This is a genomic window from Capnocytophaga sp. oral taxon 332 str. F0381, assembly GCF_000318275.2.
GTDB classification, from domain to species: domain Bacteria; phylum Bacteroidota; class Bacteroidia; order Flavobacteriales; family Flavobacteriaceae; genus Capnocytophaga; species Capnocytophaga bilenii.
Genome location: NZ_KB291330.1, coordinates 40,531 through 60,002, shown reverse-complemented (window position 1 = coordinate 60,002; position 19,472 = coordinate 40,531). Strand labels below are relative to the sequence as shown.

The following is a 19,472-nucleotide window of genomic DNA, read 5'->3' as shown; positions in this document are numbered from 1 at the left end:
TGTAGCTCGTGCCTTATCAATGAGGATTTTACAATACATTTGATATATTTACCCCTCTTGGGTGGTGTTGCCTTCTTATTTCATTAACACAACCTTTTCTTTTCACCCTCCTCAATAACTATCAAGTTAGACTCTTCTATAGAAGCTGGAAAAGGGAAACTATTAATAATAGTTTGATCCAAACCTTCCTTTTCTTTTATAAAATCCTCTGGGGTGAGTTTTTTAGTATAAAGAAGAATGAGCGATGCAAAAACATCGTATATCATTGAAGCACATACATTAGGGGGTGTTTGTCCATCAATTAGTGTAGAGGTAACATCCAAAGATGTTTGTTTCATCGAATTAACAGCTGGTCTAAACTTAAGAACTATATATTTCGTATCTTCTGTATTAAAAATATTATCCTGAAAATACAAATACTCTGGTTTCATTTTTTTAAACCATAAACCAAAACTATAGGTATATTTATCATTTATCCATATTTTTTTAGGAACTAAGAATTTTTCTTCTATGTAATTCCATACATACTCAATAAGTTTATACGAGATTTTAGGAGTATCTCCTAAATCCTCTTTCCAAACATAATACTTGATTTTAAATTTCTGATTCATATACTTTATTAATGATGTTTTTTCACCCCAAACCCAACTTCGTTATCGCAAGTGTTTCGCTTCTACGCTCTCCTTTTCCCCTGCCAGCACATATTCACAAGTGGCACAAAGATACAAAAAAATACTTATCAATTATGATTAAAAAGTATTTTTTACTATTTTTGCCTCTTCATATTGATAAAACTATGGTACAATACTTCCCTTACCTATTACTCCTAATGGTGGCTATTATGCTACTGATAATGTTGGCTAACCGGCTGAAAGTGGCATATCCTATTCTTTTAGTTTTAGGCGGATTGGCGATAAGTCTTATCCCTAATATGCCTGCCATTACACTGAATCCCGATTTGGTACTTATCATTTTCTTACCGCCTCTTCTGTATGCCGATGTTTTTTCGCTATCACTGAAAGAGATGTGGAAGTGGCGCCGCATTATCTTTAGCCTTGCTTTTATTGTAGTGTTTATTACGGCTGCTGCGGTGGCGTGGGTAGCCAATATGGTATTCCCTGGGTTTTCGTTGGCGTTAGGTTTCCTTTTGGGGGGCGTGATAGGCTCTACCGATGCGGTGAGTGCTTCAACGATTATGAAGTTTGTAAAGGTACCCAAACGCATTTCAACTATCATAGAAAGCGAAAGTTTGCTAAACGATGCCTCTTCACTCATAGTTTTTAGGTTTGCGGCTTTGGTAGTAACTACGGGTCAGCTGGTATGGACGGATATGGCACTGAATTTCCTTTGGGTAGTTATTGGCGGAACGCTTATAGGCTTGGCAGTAGCGTGGGTGATGCGTAAACTACACAGATTCCTCCCTACCGATGCTAATATGGATGTTATTCTCTCCGTTATAGCACCTTATATAATGTATATTGTAGCAAACGAAATGGGTACTTCGGGAGTGTTGGCAGTAGTAGCAGGAAGTATGTATATGTCGCTGCACCTTACTAGTATTCTTGCTGCCTCCACACGCAACAAAGGGGTAGCGGTATGGGATATTCTAGGTTTTATACTCAATGGTCTTGCCTTTATGCTGATAGGACTTGCCTTACCTGAAGTGCTGATAGGCATAGAAGCCGAAGGCATTAGCTTACTAACAGCCACGGGCTATGGGCTGCTCATCACAGGGGTTGTGGTAGGGGTACGACTGCTATCGTCATATGGGGCGGTACTCATCACCCAAGTAATGAAACACTTCATTGCAGTAGCCGACAGGCGAAACCCTGGCTTTCGGGTGCCTTTGGTTCTGGGTTGGGCAGGAATGCGCGGGGTGCTTTCACTAGCAGTAGCCCTTTCTATCCCTCTAACTTTAGAGAACGGTGAGCCTTTTCCGCATCGCAGCCTGATTCTCTACATTACTTTTATAGTGATATTAGCAACCCTACTCGTGCAAGGACTCAGTTTGCCAGCGCTTATCCGTTGGGCTAAATTTCCCGATTATGAAGACCATATTCCTGAAGCCGAAGCCGAAAGTCTTATTCGTAAATCTTTGGCGCAAGCTGCTTTAGATTATATGCAAGAGCATTACAAAGAAGGAATAACCGATAGCTTCTTGTTGCAAAATCAAAAAGATATATGGCAATACCAGCTCGATATGCCTAAGTGCAACACTACCCCCGAAGTGCGAAAAAAATACGTTGCTATTTTGCATCATCAGCGGGAGTTATTGCACCAACTGAATAAAAACCCACGTATTGATGAAGAGCAAATACGCAATTTCCACCGACAACTGAACTTAGAGGAAGAAAAATGGGAAGTTAATTAATATTAAAACCCAAACTTACCGTTCTATATACCGAATAACTGGGTAATCTTTTTGGCATTTACACTTCTATTTGTAACTGCTGGGCATCGCCCGCTTGATGGATAACGATAGCTTTCATTTTTATAAATTACTAATTTGCCAATTGTCTTACAAATTCATTAGCAGGATTGCTTTTAATCATTTCGGGGGTGTCGTATTGCTGAATAGCACCCTTGTCCAACACCAATACTTTGGTACCCAGTGTTAAGGCTTCGGTTATGTCGTGAGTAACAAATACGATAGTAGCCCCTGAGAGCTGATGCAATGCTTTTAGCTCGTGCTGTAGCTGCTTGCGGGTGATGCTGTCTAATGCTCCAAAAGGCTCGTCCATTAGTATGATGTTAGGATTAGCAGCCAAGGCTCTTGCAATCCCCACCCGTTGTTGTTGTCCCCCTGATAGCTCGTGCGGAAAACGCTCAGCCAGTTCAGGAGCGAGGTTTACTAACTGTAGTTTTTCAGCCACAATACGGCTGATGTCGCTTTTAGGATAATTTTTTAGCACAAGCACGTAGGCGATGTTCTCTGCCACGCTCAGGTGCGGAAAGAGAATATTCCCTTGAATTACATAACCTATGTTGCGGCGCAAGGCAATGAGGTTTTCGTTCGCAATATTCTTGCCGTCAATGCGTATCTCCCCTTTGTCAGGCAATACTAGCCCGTTAATCATCTTCAGCACAGTAGTTTTACCAGAGCCCGAAGTGCCTATGATGGTGAGGAAAGTACCGCTTTCAATGGTCAGATTCAAATCAGCAATAATTTCCTTACCATTATAACTTTTGTGTATATGAGAAAAAGTAATCATCGTTGTGGGTTTAAAAGTCCTTTTTGTAGCAGAAAGTTCTTAGCCACTTCTTCAGGTCGTTTCCTTTCAGTTTCTACTAAGAAGTTGAGGTGCGCCATCGTGGCATCGTCTATTAGCAGGTTTAGCTTTGCCAAAGTAGTGCGCAGGGTGGGGTAGGTGGTCAGTAGCTCGGTGCGTACCACTGTGCCTGCCTTGTAGGAGGGGTACATATTACGGTCGTCTTGCAGTACCACCACCTCACTTACCGATAGCTGTCCATCGGTAGTGAAAACCACCATAACATCAATTTTTTTATCACGCATCGCTTGGTATTTCAGTCCGATGTCCATATCGAGTACCTTTCTAAAGTGTATCCCATATACCTCTTGTAGTGCTTTGTAACCATCTTCTCGCTCAAAGAAGTCGTATTCAGCCCCCAAGATAAGTCGGTCGCTCACCTTAGACAAGTCGGTAAAGGTTTTGAGTTGGTATTTTTGAGCCATTTCCTTGCTCACTGCCAAGCCATAAGTATTGTTAAAGCCGTATAGGTTAGCCCATTCCAATCCGTATTGCTTTTTGTAGGCAGTTTCTAATTCGGCAAACTTGTTCTCGTTGTAAGGGTCTTTGCGTTTGAGTACTGCTTCCCACGCGGTGCCGGTATATTCGGGGTACATATCAAACTCTCCACGCGCTATGGCAGGGTGAATGTTAGAGGTGCCACCTCCTACACCATTGGTCAGTCGCACCGAAAGCCCCGTGTCTTGTTCAATAAGCAAAGAAAGCATCTGCCCCAGCAAATAGCTCTCAGTCATCGGTTTGGTAGCGATATGTATATCCTTTGTTTTCTTAGGCGAAAGCACAAAGAAGAGAGTGATGAGCAGTGCCAAAATGCCTATCCCTACCAGCTTTAGCGGATTGTGCTTATAGGCAATTTCACGATGCACCAATCGTTGCTCTACTTTTGCCAAAAGAAAATCAAAACCTAAAGCCAAGAGCGCAATCAGCACACTGCCTATGAGGGTCATCGCACTGTTATTGGTAGTGATACCTCTGTAGATAGCCACCCCCAAGCCCCCAGCACCTACAAACGAGGCAATCCCTGCCAGCGCAATGGTCATCGTTACCATATTGCGAATGCCCGACATCAGTACAGGCAGGGCTAAAGGAAGTTTGATTTTCCAAAGCAGTTGCCTGCGGGTGCTACCCATTGCCTCTGCAGCTTCTACAATCAGCGGATTGATTTGGGTAATACCCGTATAAGTACTGCGGATAATAGGCAGTAAAGCATAGAGTATTAGAGCAATAAGAGCCGTGAGGTTCCCTACCCCCGTAATAGTGATAAAGAAACCCAATAAAGCGATAGAGGGGATAGTATAGAGCACATTCACAGCCCCCAAGAGCCAAACGGCATACTTGCGGTACTCGCTGATAAAGATTCCCAATAGCACCCCTACAAGGGTAGCTATGGCTATGGCGGAGAGCGAGATGAGCAGATGCTCAGCAGTCAGGTGCAGGAAGAACGGTGCTTCGTCACGAAGAAGAGAAATAAGATCTGTCAAGATGTTCATTAGTTTAGTCTTCGTCTTCGCCGCTATTGACCAAGGTAGCATTGATAAAAAAGGCGCCTTTGGTAGCGATTGTTTGCTCGGGGGCGATCGGTTTTACTGGGGCGATAGCGGTATAGCCACTTTCGGAAGTGCCTTTGGCTACTTCTATTTTCTCGAAGGTAGTTTCCTTATCGTCAGTGTGGGTGATGACAAAGATATACGATTTGCCACTATCTTCTACGATGGCATCATTGGGTACCGCAGGTGCCGTTTCTTTGTCCAGACTTATGACTCCTGTTACGTTCATTCCGCTGATAAGCCCTTGTTTGTCCCCCTCTACGTGGCAATGTACGATGATACTTTTACTTTCATTCTCAAACGAAGCCGCAATGTTATACACTTGGGCATCATATTCGCGAGAGGTGTTATTGGTAGGGTTAAAGTGCACCTGTTGTCCTACCTTAATGTAAGGCAAGTCGCGCTCATATACTTGCAAGTGCAAGTGCAGCGAACTGTTGTCGATGATCTCCACGATAGGGGTGGAGGCATCTACATAAGCGCCATTGTTAGTATATACTGCACTGATATTCCCACTGATAGGAGCTACTACGGCCAGGGTAGATTGCATCCCCTCATTGGTTAGGGTTTTGGGGTTCAAGCCCATTAGGCGTATTTGCTCTTCGAGGGCTGCTTTTTCAGTGCGTAAGGTACGTAGTTGGGGAGTGGCCGCTTGTAAGTTCTTACCCGTACCGGCATTGCCTTCGTAGAGGATCTGCTGGCGGTCAAGCTCTTGCTGGGCAAGTTCGATTTGGCTATTTACGGTGAGCAAGCGCTGTTGCTGTTGTAGAAAATCGGGATTGGAAATGGTGGCAATTACCTGCCCTTTGCGGACATAGGTGCCTATTTCTACCTTTACACTTTGGATAATCCCTGTATATATGGTCGATACCTTTGCCTGATAATCGGCAGGCACACTCAGTACTCCATTGGCTTTCAGGGTAGCGGTAAGGGCTTTTTGTTCTATATGCCCCAGGCGAATGTCTACCGTTTTGATTTGCGTTTGGGTCAGGGTGGTCGTATTTCCTTCTTCGTGGTGGTGTTCTTCTTCCGCTTCCTGGTCGTCAGTGGTAGAGGTGTTATTATTACAAGCGGATAAAGTGAAGAGTGAGATAAGGATAAAAGCGATTTTTATACTGTATTCTTTCATGTGTGTTACTGATTTAAAAGGGATTGGAGTTCTATTACTTTTTGATTGAGCGCCTCTATACTTTCAAGGAATGCCAAGCGAGTATCTACAGCTGTCTGTAGGGTATAGAGGTATTCTACATAGCTTATTTCACCGGCACTGTAGCCCAATTGGTTGGCTTTTACGATGCGCTGTGCTTCAGGGAGGGCTTCGTCTTTGTAAAACTGATACTTTTGCAAATTCAGTTGGTAGCTCTCCCACAGATTGATCCATCGGGTGTTGAGCTGTTTTTCTGTTTGCTTAGCTTGCTCTAAGGCGGCTTGCCTTTGGTATTCGTAGGCTTTTACTTTGGTGTGAGTGGCGGTAAAGAGCGGAATTGATAGCCCCACGGTGGCAAAGTGAAAGCGCTGGCTTCTATCGGCGTAGGCTTCTACTCCACCGATGGTTTGCATTCCGATGAGGGACTGATTGGTATAGCCCAAAGTAAGATCGGGTAGGGCTTGGGCACGCTCCAAATGCTGATTATTCTGGGCGATGGTAGCCTCTTGGTAGCTTAGCTGTACTAAGGGGTGCTGAGAGAGGCTGGGGGCAGAGGTCTCTTTTAGCAACAAAGGTTCGTATGCAGTGGAGGTGGCGATGGTAAAGTCCGCTTCGGTTTGCATAAGGCTATGCAGGTTGCGATAAGCCGTCTGTGCCAAGGCTTGGTTTTGCTTTAGCAAGAGGGTAATCTCTCCTTTTTTTACCTGTGCGGTGTTGATGTCTATTTTCTTGGTGTCACCTGCCTTAAAACGTACCTGGGCAATACGGATAAAATCATTGAAAAGACTATCGAGTTGCAAGAGTTGCTGCTGCTTGAAGGCTAAGTACTGCAATTGTTGGTATAGGGTACGCACCTGTTGCTTAAGTTCATTTTCCTGAAGGTTTACTTTTCCTTGTTGTAGTTGCGTCTCTGCCAGGTAGCTTTTTTTGCGCGCACTGAATACCGTAGGGAAAGGAATAGACTGGGATATACCTACCGAGAGATCTTTCTCGGGGCTGCTATACTGGCCAAACTGCCCTGTAAGTTCGGTTTTGGGAAGCTCCCAGGCGGTGCGCTCTTTGGCGGTAGCCTCTTGTAGTTTGAGTCGTTCCGCCTTGATAAGCCCATTGTTTTCGAGGGCTATTTGCTCTATTTCAGTTAGGCTGTAAACGGTTTGTGCTTGTAGGGCAATGGGGCTAAGGAGCACAGCGATAATCACCAGTCCTTTGGCTGAGGGCTTTGCCCATTTGAAGCCATTGTTAAAAGCTAAGTAGAGCAAAGGCAATACAAAGAGGGTGAGGAAGGTCGCCGATACCAACCCTCCGATGACCACAGTGGCTAAGGGGCGTTGTACTTCTGCTCCTGCTCCTTGACTGAGCGCCATAGGTAGGAAACCTAAGCTCGCCACCATAGCCGTCATTAGCACAGGGCGTAAACGCATTTCGGCACCCGTAATCACACGATGCAAAAGGTTGGTCATTCCTTCTTTTTTCAGCTGGTTGAAAGTGCCAATAAGCACTATACCGTTGAGCACTGCTACCCCAAAGAGCGCGATAAAACCAATACCCGCACTAATACTAAAAGGCATTCCCCGAAGAAGCAAGGCAAATACGCCCCCAATGGCACTCATCGGGATAGCGCTAAAGATGAGTAAGGATTGTTTTATAGAATGGAAAGCAAGGTATAACAAGAAAAAAATCAAGAGCAGGGCTACCGGTACGGCAATAAGGAGCCTATCGGTGGCTTTTTGTAGGTTCTCAAACTGACCGCCATAGGTAAAGTAATAGCCCGTAGGGAGCTTTACGCCCTTTAATTTTTGTTCTATATCACTCACCACACTCTGCACATCGCGCCCTTGCACGTTGAAGCCAATGACGATACGGCGCTTGCCTGCTTCACGGCTCACCTGTGCAGGACCTAATTCATATTTGATAGTGGCCAATTGGCTCATCGGTACCTGCCCATTTTCGGTAGCTACCATCATATGCTGTACATCGTCAATTCCGGTACGATGGAGGCTATCGAGGCGTACCACAAGGTCGAACCTTCGTTCGTTCTCGAAGACAACCCCAGCCTTCTTACCAGCAAAGGCGGTACTGAGTACCTCATTGACCTCTTGCACCGAAAGTCCGTAGTTGGCCAAGCGTACCCGATCGTAAGTAACATTGATTTGCGGAAGTCCGCTTACTTTTTCGACCTGTGGGGCGGTAGCACCTTCTGTTTTCTGGATAAGTTGGCTTACTCTTTGGGCGTAGTGGGCGAGGGTATCCATGTTTTCTCCAAAGATTTTTATCGTTACATCCTGTCTGACACCTGTCATCAATTCGTTGAAACGCATTTGTATAGGCTGGCTTTTCTCAAAGAAGACCCCAGGAATATCCTTGAGCCGCTCAATGATGGCATCTCCTAATTCCTCATAGGAGCGACCACTTTTCCATTGGTCTTGGCTCTTGAGTACGATCACAATATCGGAGGCTTCCAGCGGCATAGGGTCGGTAGGTATTTCGGCAGAACCTGTTTTGCCTATCACCATTTTCACCTCGTCGAACTCACGAATCAGGCGAGAGGCCTGCATGGAAGTCTCCAAGCTCTGCTTCAGGGAAGTGCCCGGTGGCAGAATACATTCAAAAACAAAATCGCCTTCTTGTAGTTGTGGAATAAACTCACCTCCCATACGGCTGAAAATGCCTACCGCAAGAACGAACAGTACCACGATACTGCCTATTATCCATCCCCTAAGGCGGATAGAACGGACAAAGAGCGGTTGGTAGTGACGGTAGAGCCAGCTTATCATTCGCTCGGCAAAACTGCGCTTGTCACTTACTGTTTTAGGTAGGAGCAAAGCGCTCATGGCAGGGATATAAGTCAGGGAAAGGATCAGGGCACCCAAAATAGCAAAGACGACGGTTTGTGCCATAGGGCGGAACATCTTGCCCTCTACTCCTACCAAGGTAAGAATGGGAATATACACCATCAGGATGATAATCTCTCCAAAGGCGGCACTACTGCGTATTTTGGAAGCGGAATGGAATACCTCCTCATCCATTTGTGCTTGGGTAAGTCGTTGGTGGTTCTTTCGGATCGCCAAGTGGTGCATCACTGCTTCTACCACGATAACCGATCCATCTACGATAATTCCGAAATCTATCGCTCCCAAGCTCATCAGGTTGGCACTTACTCCAAAAAGGTTCATCATTCCTAAGGCAAAGAGCAAGGAGAGCGGAATGGCCGTGGCAACAATCAGTCCGGCACGCAGGTTCCCTAAGAAAAGTACTAAGATGAAGATGACAATCAGCGCCCCCTCTAAGAGGTTTTTCTCTACCGTATGGATGGCGCGTTGTACCAAGTCCGTGCGGTCTAAGAATGGCTCTATCACTACATCTTCAGGTAGGGATTGCTGTATGGTGGGCAGTTTTTCTTTGATCCGACTGACTACCTCGTGGCTGTTTTCGCCCTTGAGCATCATCACTACCCCACCTACGGCATCTACTTCACCATTATAGGTAAGGGCACCATAGCGGATGGCACTGCCCAAGCGTACCTCGGCTACATGCTTGATAAAGAGGGGAGGGGTGTGCTTGCCTACCGCTATATTGCCTATGTCTTCAAGGGAGCGAGCCATGCCTATTCCTCGGATAAAGTAGGCATTGGGGCGCTTGTCGATATAGGCACCTCCTGTATTTTGGTTGTTCTGCTCCAAAGCAGTGAAAATATCACTGACACTCACCCCCATGGCACGGAGGCGATCGGGGTCTATAACCACCTCATACTGCTTGAGTTCGCCTCCAAAGCTGTTGATTTCGGCTATTCCTTTGGTACCATAGAGTTGGCGAGCCACGATCCAGTCCTGCATGGTGCGGAGGTCTTTGGCGGAATATTTGTTTTTGCTCTGTTCCGTAGGGCGAATGATATACTGATATACCTCCCCCAGTCCGGTACTCACGGGTGAGAGTTCGGGCGAGCCTATGCCTTGAGGGATTTGCTCCTGTGCCTCCTTGAGCTTTTCATTGACTAGCTGGCGGGCAAAGTAGATGTCCATATCCTCGCTAAAGACGGCTGTGATGACCGAGAGGCCAAAGCGGGAAATACTGCGTGTTTCCTCCAGCCCAGGAATATTGGCGATGGCTTGCTCAATAGGAAAAGTAACCAGTTGCTCTACCTCTTGTGAGGCCAAAGTAGGGGTAGAGGTGATGATTTGTACTTGGTTGTTAGTAATATCTGGAACGGCATCAATGGGGAGCCTTGTAGCACTCCATACGCCCCAAAAAATAAGCATAAGGGTCATGAATCCTACAAATAGCTTATTTTTGATGCTAAATAGTATGATTTTGTCTAACATTTCTAATAAGAATTAATGATTAGTTAATGACTAATGATGGGTGAGATGACTAATGAACAATCACTTGAGATGAAGAAAGAAAAGACTATATCTTGGGAGGAGTCCAGATATTCCCATAGTAGTTCGAAGACCATACGGTCAGGGGATAGCTATAGGAGGGAATGGTTGCGGTGGCTTGAGCAATGGTTAAGGCCTCATAAGTAGTGGGCGTGCTGATTACCATTTGGCAGCAAGTGCAAATGCAGAAAGGTGAACAGCTATCCAAATGAAAATGAGAGTGTTCCCCAGTTGGGGCTGTTACAAATTCATAAGAAGCTGAAGACTCCTCACCTTCAAGCATATCCGTACAGGGCAGCCCAGTGAGTGCCAACAGATATAAGCTGAGTATGAAGGTGAAAAATCTCATATTGGGAGCAAAGATAGTAAAACAATGACATATAGCAATCAATCAATGATAATTTTTTTGCTAATTCCCAAATTTGCTAATTACCTAATTAACATACGGGTTTATTCTTTCAAATTCTTCAATACTTATAGGCTCGGTACTGCGGATAAGATAAATATAAGTATCATACCGAAATATCCTTAAGGTTGTTTCTTCATAACAAAAGATGTTGTAAGAAAAATCGTATAAATCGTATTTGCTCTCCAACAAACCTTTGCGTTTAGTAAGTTCATAAACTAATTGATAAATGTAATACACGGTTTCTTGCGAAGACCCAAAAGAGGCTTGTTCGTATATAAAGGTACGACCACCTTGCTCAAATTTTCGCAAGATGTGGTCTTTGCCAAAAGGAAGCCAGTGCTCTTCGCGTTTGCGAAAGAGTACACTAAAGAGGATAATACCGACTATTAATATAAAAACTGCCATACTTTTACAACGTTTAATTTCACGCTGCAAAGGTACGGCAGGTTAGGGGCGAAAAACATTGAAGTAGTTCAATAAGTGCGAGCCACATAAGCAATTTGCCAATGTGTTGATGTGTTAATTTGCCAATGTGATAATGGCGCAAAGATAAAAATAATTAGCCAATTAGCCAATGTGTTATCGACACATTGGCTAATTTATAGGAGGTAGAAAAAATTCTGTTTTCTTTACTAATCAACTATTTAACCAATTGTCTTGCTTCTTCTAAAGTAACGGTTTTGCCTACAGCTCCTGCTTCGTGTAGCTCGCCGAATACTTCTATACGGATAGACTGATTGAGACCGCCTACACGTACAGGTTCAAAACCTGTGTCTTTGATAAGTTGCTCCACCACTGGGTTGATACTTACTTCATCAGTAGCGTAGAAAAGCACCTTGTGAGGGGTTGCAAAGGCATCTGCACTCAGCGACCCTGCCATTAGCGTACCTAAGGCTTTTGCTAAGTGCGCTCCTTGTGGCAAGTGTGAGGCGTTGATTTCACCTGCTGAGGCTTCAGCAGCAATTACTTTTTTAAAACCTCCGTTTTCATCGGGAGCGATAGGGTTAGATACATCTACAATTGCTTTTCCTTTGAGTGCCTCAGCGTGTTCTTTTAAAAACTCGCCTACAAGTGGAAAATAAATAGCGGGGATTACGATGTCGGCTTCTTTTACCGCAGTAGCGATGTCGGCTACTTGTACGTTTTGCCAAGCTTTAGCTACTTCTTTTACTTTGGCGGTATCTCTACCTGCTACTATAAATTTGCGACCTGATTTGTTAAGGTTTTCGGCTACTGCCTTACCAATGTTTCCTAAGCCTATAACGGCAATTTTTTCTGCGTTTTTCATTGTGATAATACGTTTAAAATTCTGGTGCAAAGGTACGGCAATACGGCAGGCGAAAGCAATAAAGTATTTTAAGAAATACCCTTAAAATACTTTAAGGTCGTAGCACGATAGGTAATTATCCATTTCTTAGCAATTCGGCTTTTACGTTGCTAAGCGATACGGGAGTGATTCCTAGAAAAGCAGCAATTTGCGTCTGTGGCAACCGCTGAAGCAGGTGGGGGTAGGCTTGGGTGAAGTAACGATATTTTTCTTGTGCCGAAGCGCTGATACTCAATAGGAAACGTTGTTGAAGCTGGGCATAGGCTTCCTCTATCAGCACGCGGAAGATGCGGTTGAACTTAGGCGAATAGCCATAAAGTTGAAATAAATCCTCTCGTTTTATCTGTAGTACAGTAGTGTTTTCGAGGGCATCGATACTGAACTCTGAAGGTGTTTCTTTATAGAGGCTCATTAGGTTGGATATCCACTCGTTTTCAGGTGCGAAATGTACAATATGCTGGGTACCTTTCTCGTTGATGGTGTACATCCGCAGGCAACCGCTCACTACAAAATTGAGCACGTGGCACACATCGCCTTCCTGCAAGATATATTGCTTCTTGCGGTACAAACGTGGCTGAAAAGCCTCAGTTACATAGGCTTTCTCTTGGGCGTTAAGCCGAATAATCTTCTCAAAATGATTGATAATTGGGGTGATATAAGGTTCCATAGTATCGTTTTAAAAGACAAAGGTACAAAATATTCATCATTAGCTCATTATTCCAGTAGCCACAATTCGTCAGTAGCCCCTTAGTCAGAAGATTATCAAGTGCAAAAGTAGTAAATAATCAGCCAACTAACAAATGTACTCATTTGCTCCGCCAATTTCCACCGGCAATTGAATTTAGAAGAAGAAAAATGGGAAATGAATTAGTTAATTTGCCGATTTGCGAATTTGTCTTGTAGGTACGAGCGTCTCGCTCGTACCCTCAGAACATATTGTTTTATATTAATCAGTTTCTTTTTCGTATTTGCCTCCGTGAAAGTAATCGTAAGCACTCACTTCCAATTCCCCCCAATCAGAAATAAGACACCCTTCTTCATCGTATATACTATAAACTTGCTGTATGTTGCCTATGGGGCATTCACCGTCTAAGCCTAATAGCACGCTGTAAAACACATCGTTTAACAACAGGTCAATCACTTCTTCTAATTGTTCTTTTTGAGTACTGCTCAGTGCCATTTCTTTTATTTTGGTATTTACAGCTGAAGGATAGTCTGGTTGTACCTGAAAGCACGACTTTAAAAAATTTAGCTTTTCAATATAAAAATTCTTTGCAAATTCGTCTGAGGTCATAATGTTAATTTGTTAATTAGCTGATATGTCTATTTGTTCGGTTTCTCCCGAAATGTATTTAGCAAAATGTTATTGTAAAGACATAAATCTATTTATAATTAGCTTATATGGGCAAAAGTTTTAAAATGTTATAAAAGAAATATCAGCCAAAAATACCAAGCCATTCCTCTATATTTTCAACCTTATTAAAGTATAACGCTCTTTCTATATCGGTATCATCAGGGGGCATCAGTTCTACATTTATATACACTTGTTCTCGTACTTGGTTGAGGGCAAAAATACCCGAGGCATCGAGTTTTTTCATCGCATATACCATAGCAGCAAGTCGGAGGTTGTATTCCTCGTCCCATTGCTCTTCATCGTTGTAATCCATAAGAGAATCACGCTCCTCAAAAAACTGCTTTACCTGCTGAAAATATTCCTCATAACCAAAAGCGTAATAAGGGCTATCGGCAAATGAGTATTTGTAGTATGGTATTTCCTCTTCGGGGATAGCATTTTCATTTACAAATCGTTCTAAAGCTTCCACCGACCATGCTGCAATACAAGGAGGAAGCGCCTCCCCCGTAGTGAGTAACACACAATAGTAATAATGCTCTCCGTTTTCAAAGAGTTTTAAAAATGCTTTTTTGGCAGCCTCAAAAATAGCTTCGCCTAACGGTTGTAGTTCAGGGGACATTTTGTTTATTAAAAAAAATCTTCTACTTCTTCTATTAAATCATCTAATTCACTTTTGAAAATCTCTTTATAGCGCTCCTCACTCTGTATCATTTGGAGCAGGCTTCTCAGTTGTACTTCGTCATCAAGTTCATAAGTGTAAGCAAGAAAATAGATTTCTCTAAGTACTTTTTCATCTAAATAATAATCTCTAAAAGGGAAGGTTGATATCTTTGTAACTACAATGTATTTTAATGTATTTTCTCTGTCTAATAGAAAGAACAAATTATCAGTTACTTTTTTAACATCCAGATTAAATATTGTACTTTGTGTGGTATAGCTAAAAATAAGCATATCATCACATAAATACTGACGAATATTGTCAATCTCCTTTCCTTCAAAGCTAAAATCTCCTCTTTTTATCTTAGAAATGGGTAGATTCTCATCTATTTCAGTATAGAAAGGTGGTATGGGAAGAGATAAAGAACCTATATTATGCAATAACTGTATTTTTAGATAGCATAATTGTTGTTCGCTGTCAAAAGCAAAGACATCTTGAAATGCTTCCACATAGTTGGTAGCTTTTCCCCATTCCAAAATGATATTTCTGTATATAATCTTATTGGTTATCATACTATCTTTAATAGTTTCTCAAAGCCATTTCTCAATATACCCCTTCCGCATTTTGATAACCTTTTAAGTATTTTATCATCAGTACTTTCCATACGATATAAGCTATTATTTTGTCGCAAAAATACACTTTTTTTGCGACAAAACAAGTTTATTTTATCGGTATAATTATCCCTACTGAAAGGCGAAATTTTCCCGTCTCAAAAGGATAGTTATCATTTGTATTGCCCCAAGGGAAAGCGTAACCTGCTTTTATGTAAAGAAAGAGAATTTGTATGCCTGCTTCAGGGGCGAAGTAGTAAGGCGAAAAATTCAGCTGTGGGCGCAATAGCAAGACAGGAATATCAACAAAGCCTCCACGCTCATTATCGGCTCTTATCCACGCCGAGAGTTGTGCTTCGCCTATAGCGATAAGCTGTTTGTTCTCACTGCGGAAGTTTCCCGCAATCCCTGCCAGTAACGCTACATTATCGCTGTCGTAATAGTTGTAATGCAACCCCAACTGCCCATAAGTAGACCCTTGTTTGAGGTAACTAGCATCTATTACGTATAGAAGTTCTTTAGAAGTTTGGGCTACAGCAGGAAGTGTAGCCCCTATCAATAGAAATAAAAAAAGTTTTCTCATTAAGCTGTTATTTTTTTAGCATCAGCATATTCACTTCTTGTATAAAAAAGTCTATATTTTGATGAAGCGAATGTATTACCGACTGCATTTGGTCGAACATCTCAGCACGGGTATGCAAATCGCCTGCATAATAGATACCCCCATCGCTGAAAAGCACTGCTTTTAGAGCCTCTTCTTTGTCGTTATCAAAAAGATTCTTCACCCACCTTTGCTGCATATGCTGCAAAATAGAACCTTCTCCTGAATTGGTAAAGCGGTGTTCGTTAATCATATACCACACAAAAGGAGGAAACTCACCATTGTTCTTTTCAGTCATAAACGAGCGCAACAAGTTGCGCGGGTGTTTTAGCATTACCTTTTTTCCTTTCGGATTAAGGGTAAGGAAACTCAGTCCAGCCCCCAGCACTCCTCCTCCTGCGGCAATAGCTTTATCCCAACCATCGTCTGCTATATAAGCTCCTGCTACCGAAACGGCAGCTCCTATAAGAATAGAAGCAACTGTAAGCCTGCTGATATTTTTATCGTTGAGGTTGCTAATAGTAGTCGCTATTTGGTCTATCCGTTCTTCTTCGCAATCCAACTCTGCAGTTACAGCATTCATTTGCGAGAAAATAGCCGTAATCTTGCTGTGGATTTCCAATTGCAGCGTGTTGCGCTTTTGTTGCGCTTCGTTAGAGGGGGCATCGTCTAAGGCCATCAGTGCCAATAAAGGTTTGTCTATATGCGAAGCGTAGGCAATAAGAATGTTTCTGTCAGATAATTTTCCGTTAAAAAGCTTTTTATTCAATGCAAATTCTTCAGCATCTATTTCTATAGGAGCTTCTTTATCCGAAGTTATGGTATATGCTGGAGGAACACAATAATCCTCAGGAACTATAATTTTCTTAGGAGAAGCACAGCCCACACAAAGCAGCAGGAAAAACAAACAAAAGAGTTTAAAGCTGTTTTTCATAACTATCTAATACTTTTTTACTTTAATATTTTAAGGAAGATTTAGTTTTTTAAGTTCGCCTGTGGGCGTTAAGAACATCACCTCTTTGTTTTTGTTTCTTTCAGGGCGATTTACACTCATTTTCATCTCGTAAACAATTTGTATAACAGGCTCGGTGATAATAGGGTTCAGTACTACATCAAAATCTTTATCAGCAATAGGCTGGTAGTACTGCGTTACCGATTTGTTAGCTTGCAGTATATTGCCTGCGCGTTTGCCTTGCAGCGAAGCACTGTTGTAGGCTTCGTAGCTTTTGTATTGCTGTGAGGGTGAAGTCTGTACAAAACCATCAATTACTTTCTTTTCAGCAGTAGCAAAGCTTTCGCCAAGGGTCGTTTCATAGAGTTTTTGCTTGTCCGCAAAAGCAGCTTTCACTTTGCTCATCAGCTCTTTTTTTACCGACTCGAGGTTGCTGGCGTAGTAATCCATTCGCACAAGGTCGTAAATCTCACTGTTAGAGAGTAAGATGATAAGTTCATTTAGCTGAGAAGCCTCTTTTATTCTGATATGGAGGTTTTGCTTCAGTTCAAAGCCCACCGGCAGTTCGTTGTAAGTACGCTTGCTGAACACTTTTTTCTCAGTTTCGTATTCGTACATAGGCACAAACGAAATCATATCTACAAAAAATTCAAAGTTTTTAGCCTTAAGAGCAGACAAGGCAGACGAAAGACGCTGAACCATCAGTTGCGTAGCTTCTTCAGCCGTTTTGCCTACTTGCACTATACTAAAAATAGCTACAAAGGCATCAGCTTTTACATTCGCCAAGCCTTTAGCCGTTACCACCATTTCGTAATTGAGCGGAAAATCAAGAGTCGTATCATCGCTATTCCAGCTATTGCGGCTTCTGTCTTTATAATTTACATTGCCAGAGGCTTGCCCAAAAGCAAAGGAAGAGCATATTATGGCAGCAGTCAAAAATAAATCTTTCATATCGTTTTCTGTTTTTATATGATTGTCCTATCAAACTTAATATACTTCTGTGTTGAAGTATACCTTGTATTCCCTGCCGTTTTCTTCTATCAGCGCATAGCCATCAAGTTCGTTATCTACTTCGTTACAAGAATCTTTGTCTAACTTGGTAGTAAGTATAGTGTTAGTATATTGCACAAGGTTAGCAATCCTGATGTTGTGAGGATACACTATTTCCTTCACACGGGCACTGCCAAAAGCTTCGTTAAAGGTGAGCTGTACTTGGCAAGGAAAGTATTGGTTGTATTTGCTGTAAATTAGAGCTTTCGTTACACGCAATCGTGGGTGCGTACTTTCAGGCATACGCACTCTTATAGTGCCCTCATATCGCTCCGATTCGGTGTCTACATTCAACAGCCTTACCCAAAATTCATACTCTCCAGCAGGTACTTCATCGTTAATTTTATAGGTTACACTTCTATCCCTATCAGCACGCACTTTATCTACAAAAACACGCTTCATGGACTTTTCTAATACCAACATATTCGGTAGACTTTCGTGCATAAAGTCAAAGTTCAAATTCCTGCCATAAACGGTTATCTCTTGTCCCTTATCTACTACGTTTCGCGAGATAGAGGTAATCACAGGCTTGTTAGCAACAAGCACCTCTATAGGTTCTTGCTTGTGATTTACAAAAGGAAATACGTATTCGCGCCCGTTTACTTTTATCACAAAGTAAAAATCACGCCCACTTTCTATGGGAGTACTAGGCAGGTTAGGCATTTCCAAATACTCTACGTTGTATTTTCGTATAAAAGGATAATCTACACCATTTTTGCGCAAGAAGAGTTCGTATTGGCGCATATCTTTGCCGTATAGGTATACTTGAAAGTCTTCTTTAGGGAATACCAATGTTTTATAAGCTTTCCCACCAGAATACGATTGTACCCCCGCAAAGTAAGGCAACCCATTGTTGAGTAACACAGAAGGTTTTTCATTAGGAGTTTTGCCGTCATAGCTTACGTTTAGATAATAGGTACAGCTGTAGTAGGTACTGGGAACTTCAGCGGTGATTTTATTGCTTGCCTTGTCTATGCTCACCACTCGCAGAGGGTAATTCAGTTGCGGGTTGATCACAGAGGTAATAGTAAGGCTTATATCCTCTTTTTTGCTCGGCAAGTAGTTCGTTTTTATGATTATCTCGTCTGCCTTTGCGCCGTTGTTGTCGATTACATTCACTTGCGAAATCGCTATATAACGAGGTAGTAGCTTGCGTACCACCACTATAAAGTCCCGCTTGTTGCCTTCAGTGTCAGTAACGGTATAGCGCACAGGCTGCGAGAAATCCACTATGCTATCATCGGCAGGGTGTACCGTAGCGCGCTTGTCTTTCAAACGGATAATAGTACGTAGCCGCTTGATGTCGTATTCGTCGTCTATTTCAAAGGTATAAGTTGTAATCCCCCCTGCAGTAGCTTTTGTACCAGTAAAATAATGACGGTCGTCTTCGGTTCTAAGTGAAAAGTGCTCCACTTCGGTAGAAGTATCAATCTTTACGGTAGCGTAATATTCCTTTTTGCTGCCATCTTCAGCCGTAACCGTATACGTTACAGGCGGATGCATAAAATTCACCTCTTGTAATGAATACGGACTTACATCTGCCTTTGGCGACACTTCTACCATAGGTTTGAGTCCCGTCCAATACTTTTCAGCATTTACAGGCACTACTACTGTAATGTTCGTACCGCTAATAGTACCAGCAATCTCACCATACTGACCAAAGTGTATTTTAAAGCTAAGAATATCTTTCTCGCTGCTCAGTTGCGTAGTCCCCGATTGTGTAGTGGGGGTAGTAGTTCCCGTTTGTGTAGTAGAGGTAACTTGTCCCGTTTGTGTAGTAGGCGATGAGGTATTAGCAGGCGTAGGCGCTGGCGTTTCCTCTTTGTTACAAGCGATAAAGATTACAAATATCGCCAATAAGATAGTTAAAAGTTTCTTTGTCATATTTTTATTTTCATTTATCTTGGATTGTGAATTACTTTAGCCCCTTGCTCCCCTCTTCCTGCATTAGTCGTGTCCACATATTAGGACCAAAAACCAAATCTTCATCTAAAACCCTAATCAAAGGTTTTTCTTTAAATTTCAAAACGTAATCCCACATCGTCATTTTTTTCTCAGGGGTCTCGTTTTCAGCTGTTGTTACTTTATTTTCAACAGCTTCTTCTTTTTTTTCAACAAGTGTGTCCATAATCATTGAGTATTTTTTCATTCTTACTGCAAAGATACAAAAT

General features: G+C 42.5%; 18 protein-coding genes. 1 reads left to right on the top strand and 17 read right to left on the bottom strand.

Going from position 1 to position 19,472, the window contains the following annotated elements:
• Window positions 1-83: 83 nt before the first annotated feature.
• Entirely contained in the window at window positions 84-611 is a 528-nt protein-coding gene (locus HMPREF9075_RS08950; protein WP_009416227.1) for a hypothetical protein, read from the bottom strand.
• Between the two features lie 185 nt (window positions 612-796).
• Here HMPREF9075_RS08950 and HMPREF9075_RS08945 point away from each other — a divergent pair, with 185 nt between their 5' ends.
• Window positions 797-2,371: a Na+/H+ antiporter gene (locus HMPREF9075_RS08945; protein WP_034557402.1), complete on the top strand. Its 1,575-nt coding sequence runs from the start codon at window positions 797-799 to the stop codon at window positions 2,369-2,371.
• A gap of 130 nt (window positions 2,372-2,501) precedes the next feature.
• Here HMPREF9075_RS08945 and HMPREF9075_RS08940 read toward each other — a convergent pair whose 3' ends face one another.
• From HMPREF9075_RS08940 to HMPREF9075_RS08870, 16 genes are all read right to left on the bottom strand, one after another.
• On the bottom strand, window positions 2,502-3,212 hold the full coding sequence (locus HMPREF9075_RS08940) for an ABC transporter ATP-binding protein (RefSeq protein ID WP_009416225.1): 711 nt from the start codon (window positions 3,210-3,212) through the stop codon (window positions 2,502-2,504).
• Entirely contained in the window at window positions 3,209-4,759 is a 1,551-nt protein-coding gene (locus tag HMPREF9075_RS08935) for a glycine betaine ABC transporter substrate-binding protein (RefSeq protein WP_369797069.1), read from the bottom strand. Before HMPREF9075_RS08935 ends, HMPREF9075_RS08940 begins: the two co-directional genes overlap by 4 nt.
• A 4-nt stretch (window positions 4,760-4,763) precedes the next feature.
• On the bottom strand, window positions 4,764-5,945 hold the full coding sequence (locus HMPREF9075_RS08930) for an efflux RND transporter periplasmic adaptor subunit (RefSeq protein WP_009416223.1): 1,182 nt from the start codon (window positions 5,943-5,945) through the stop codon (window positions 4,764-4,766).
• 5 nt (window positions 5,946-5,950) lie between these two features.
• Window positions 5,951-10,282: a CusA/CzcA family heavy metal efflux RND transporter gene (locus HMPREF9075_RS08925; RefSeq protein ID WP_009416222.1), complete on the bottom strand. Its 4,332-nt coding sequence runs from the start codon at window positions 10,280-10,282 to the stop codon at window positions 5,951-5,953.
• Window positions 10,283-10,367: 85 nt separating this feature from the next.
• Entirely contained in the window at window positions 10,368-10,688 is a 321-nt protein-coding gene (locus tag HMPREF9075_RS14080) for a DUF6660 family protein (protein WP_009411032.1), read from the bottom strand.
• A gap of 84 nt (window positions 10,689-10,772) precedes the next feature.
• Window positions 10,773-11,153 (bottom strand): hypothetical protein, encoded by a 381-nt coding sequence (locus tag HMPREF9075_RS08920; protein ID WP_009416221.1) that lies wholly within the window; start codon window positions 11,151-11,153, stop codon window positions 10,773-10,775.
• A 235-nt stretch (window positions 11,154-11,388) separates the two neighbouring features.
• Window positions 11,389-12,036: an NADPH-dependent F420 reductase gene (locus HMPREF9075_RS08915; RefSeq protein WP_009416220.1), complete on the bottom strand. Its 648-nt coding sequence runs from the start codon at window positions 12,034-12,036 to the stop codon at window positions 11,389-11,391.
• Window positions 12,037-12,151: 115 nt separating this feature from the next.
• Window positions 12,152-12,742: a Crp/Fnr family transcriptional regulator gene (locus tag HMPREF9075_RS08910; RefSeq protein ID WP_009416219.1), complete on the bottom strand. Its 591-nt coding sequence runs from the start codon at window positions 12,740-12,742 to the stop codon at window positions 12,152-12,154.
• Window positions 12,743-13,021: 279 nt separating this feature from the next.
• Window positions 13,022-13,369: a hypothetical protein gene (locus HMPREF9075_RS08905; RefSeq protein ID WP_009416218.1), complete on the bottom strand. Its 348-nt coding sequence runs from the start codon at window positions 13,367-13,369 to the stop codon at window positions 13,022-13,024.
• Window positions 13,370-13,511: 142 nt separating this feature from the next.
• Window positions 13,512-14,048 carry a DUF4303 domain-containing protein gene (locus HMPREF9075_RS08900; protein WP_009416217.1) on the bottom strand — a complete coding sequence of 179 codons (537 nt, stop codon included), beginning with the start codon at window positions 14,046-14,048 and terminating at the stop codon, window positions 13,512-13,514.
• A gap of 8 nt (window positions 14,049-14,056) precedes the next feature.
• A complete protein-coding gene (locus HMPREF9075_RS08895; protein ID WP_009416216.1) occupies window positions 14,057-14,659 on the bottom strand; it encodes a hypothetical protein in 603 nt (200 codons plus the stop codon).
• Between the two features lie 148 nt (window positions 14,660-14,807).
• Window positions 14,808-15,281 (bottom strand): hypothetical protein, encoded by a 474-nt coding sequence (locus HMPREF9075_RS08890; RefSeq protein WP_009416214.1) that lies wholly within the window; start codon window positions 15,279-15,281, stop codon window positions 14,808-14,810.
• A gap of 7 nt (window positions 15,282-15,288) precedes the next feature.
• On the bottom strand, window positions 15,289-16,233 hold the full coding sequence (locus tag HMPREF9075_RS08885) for a hypothetical protein (protein WP_009416213.1): 945 nt from the start codon (window positions 16,231-16,233) through the stop codon (window positions 15,289-15,291).
• A gap of 30 nt (window positions 16,234-16,263) precedes the next feature.
• A complete protein-coding gene (locus tag HMPREF9075_RS08880; protein WP_009416212.1) occupies window positions 16,264-17,202 on the bottom strand; it encodes an SIMPL domain-containing protein in 939 nt (312 codons plus the stop codon).
• 36 nt (window positions 17,203-17,238) lie between these two features.
• Window positions 17,239-19,185, bottom strand: a complete 1,947-nt coding sequence (locus HMPREF9075_RS08875; protein WP_009416211.1) for a hypothetical protein — start codon at window positions 19,183-19,185, stop codon at window positions 17,239-17,241.
• Window positions 19,186-19,216: 31 nt separating this feature from the next.
• The gene (locus tag HMPREF9075_RS08870) at window positions 19,217-19,429 is read right to left on the bottom strand and encodes a hypothetical protein (protein ID WP_157049244.1); all 213 of its coding nucleotides are present in this window, start codon (window positions 19,427-19,429) and stop codon (window positions 19,217-19,219) included.
• Window positions 19,430-19,472 lie beyond the last annotated feature (43 nt).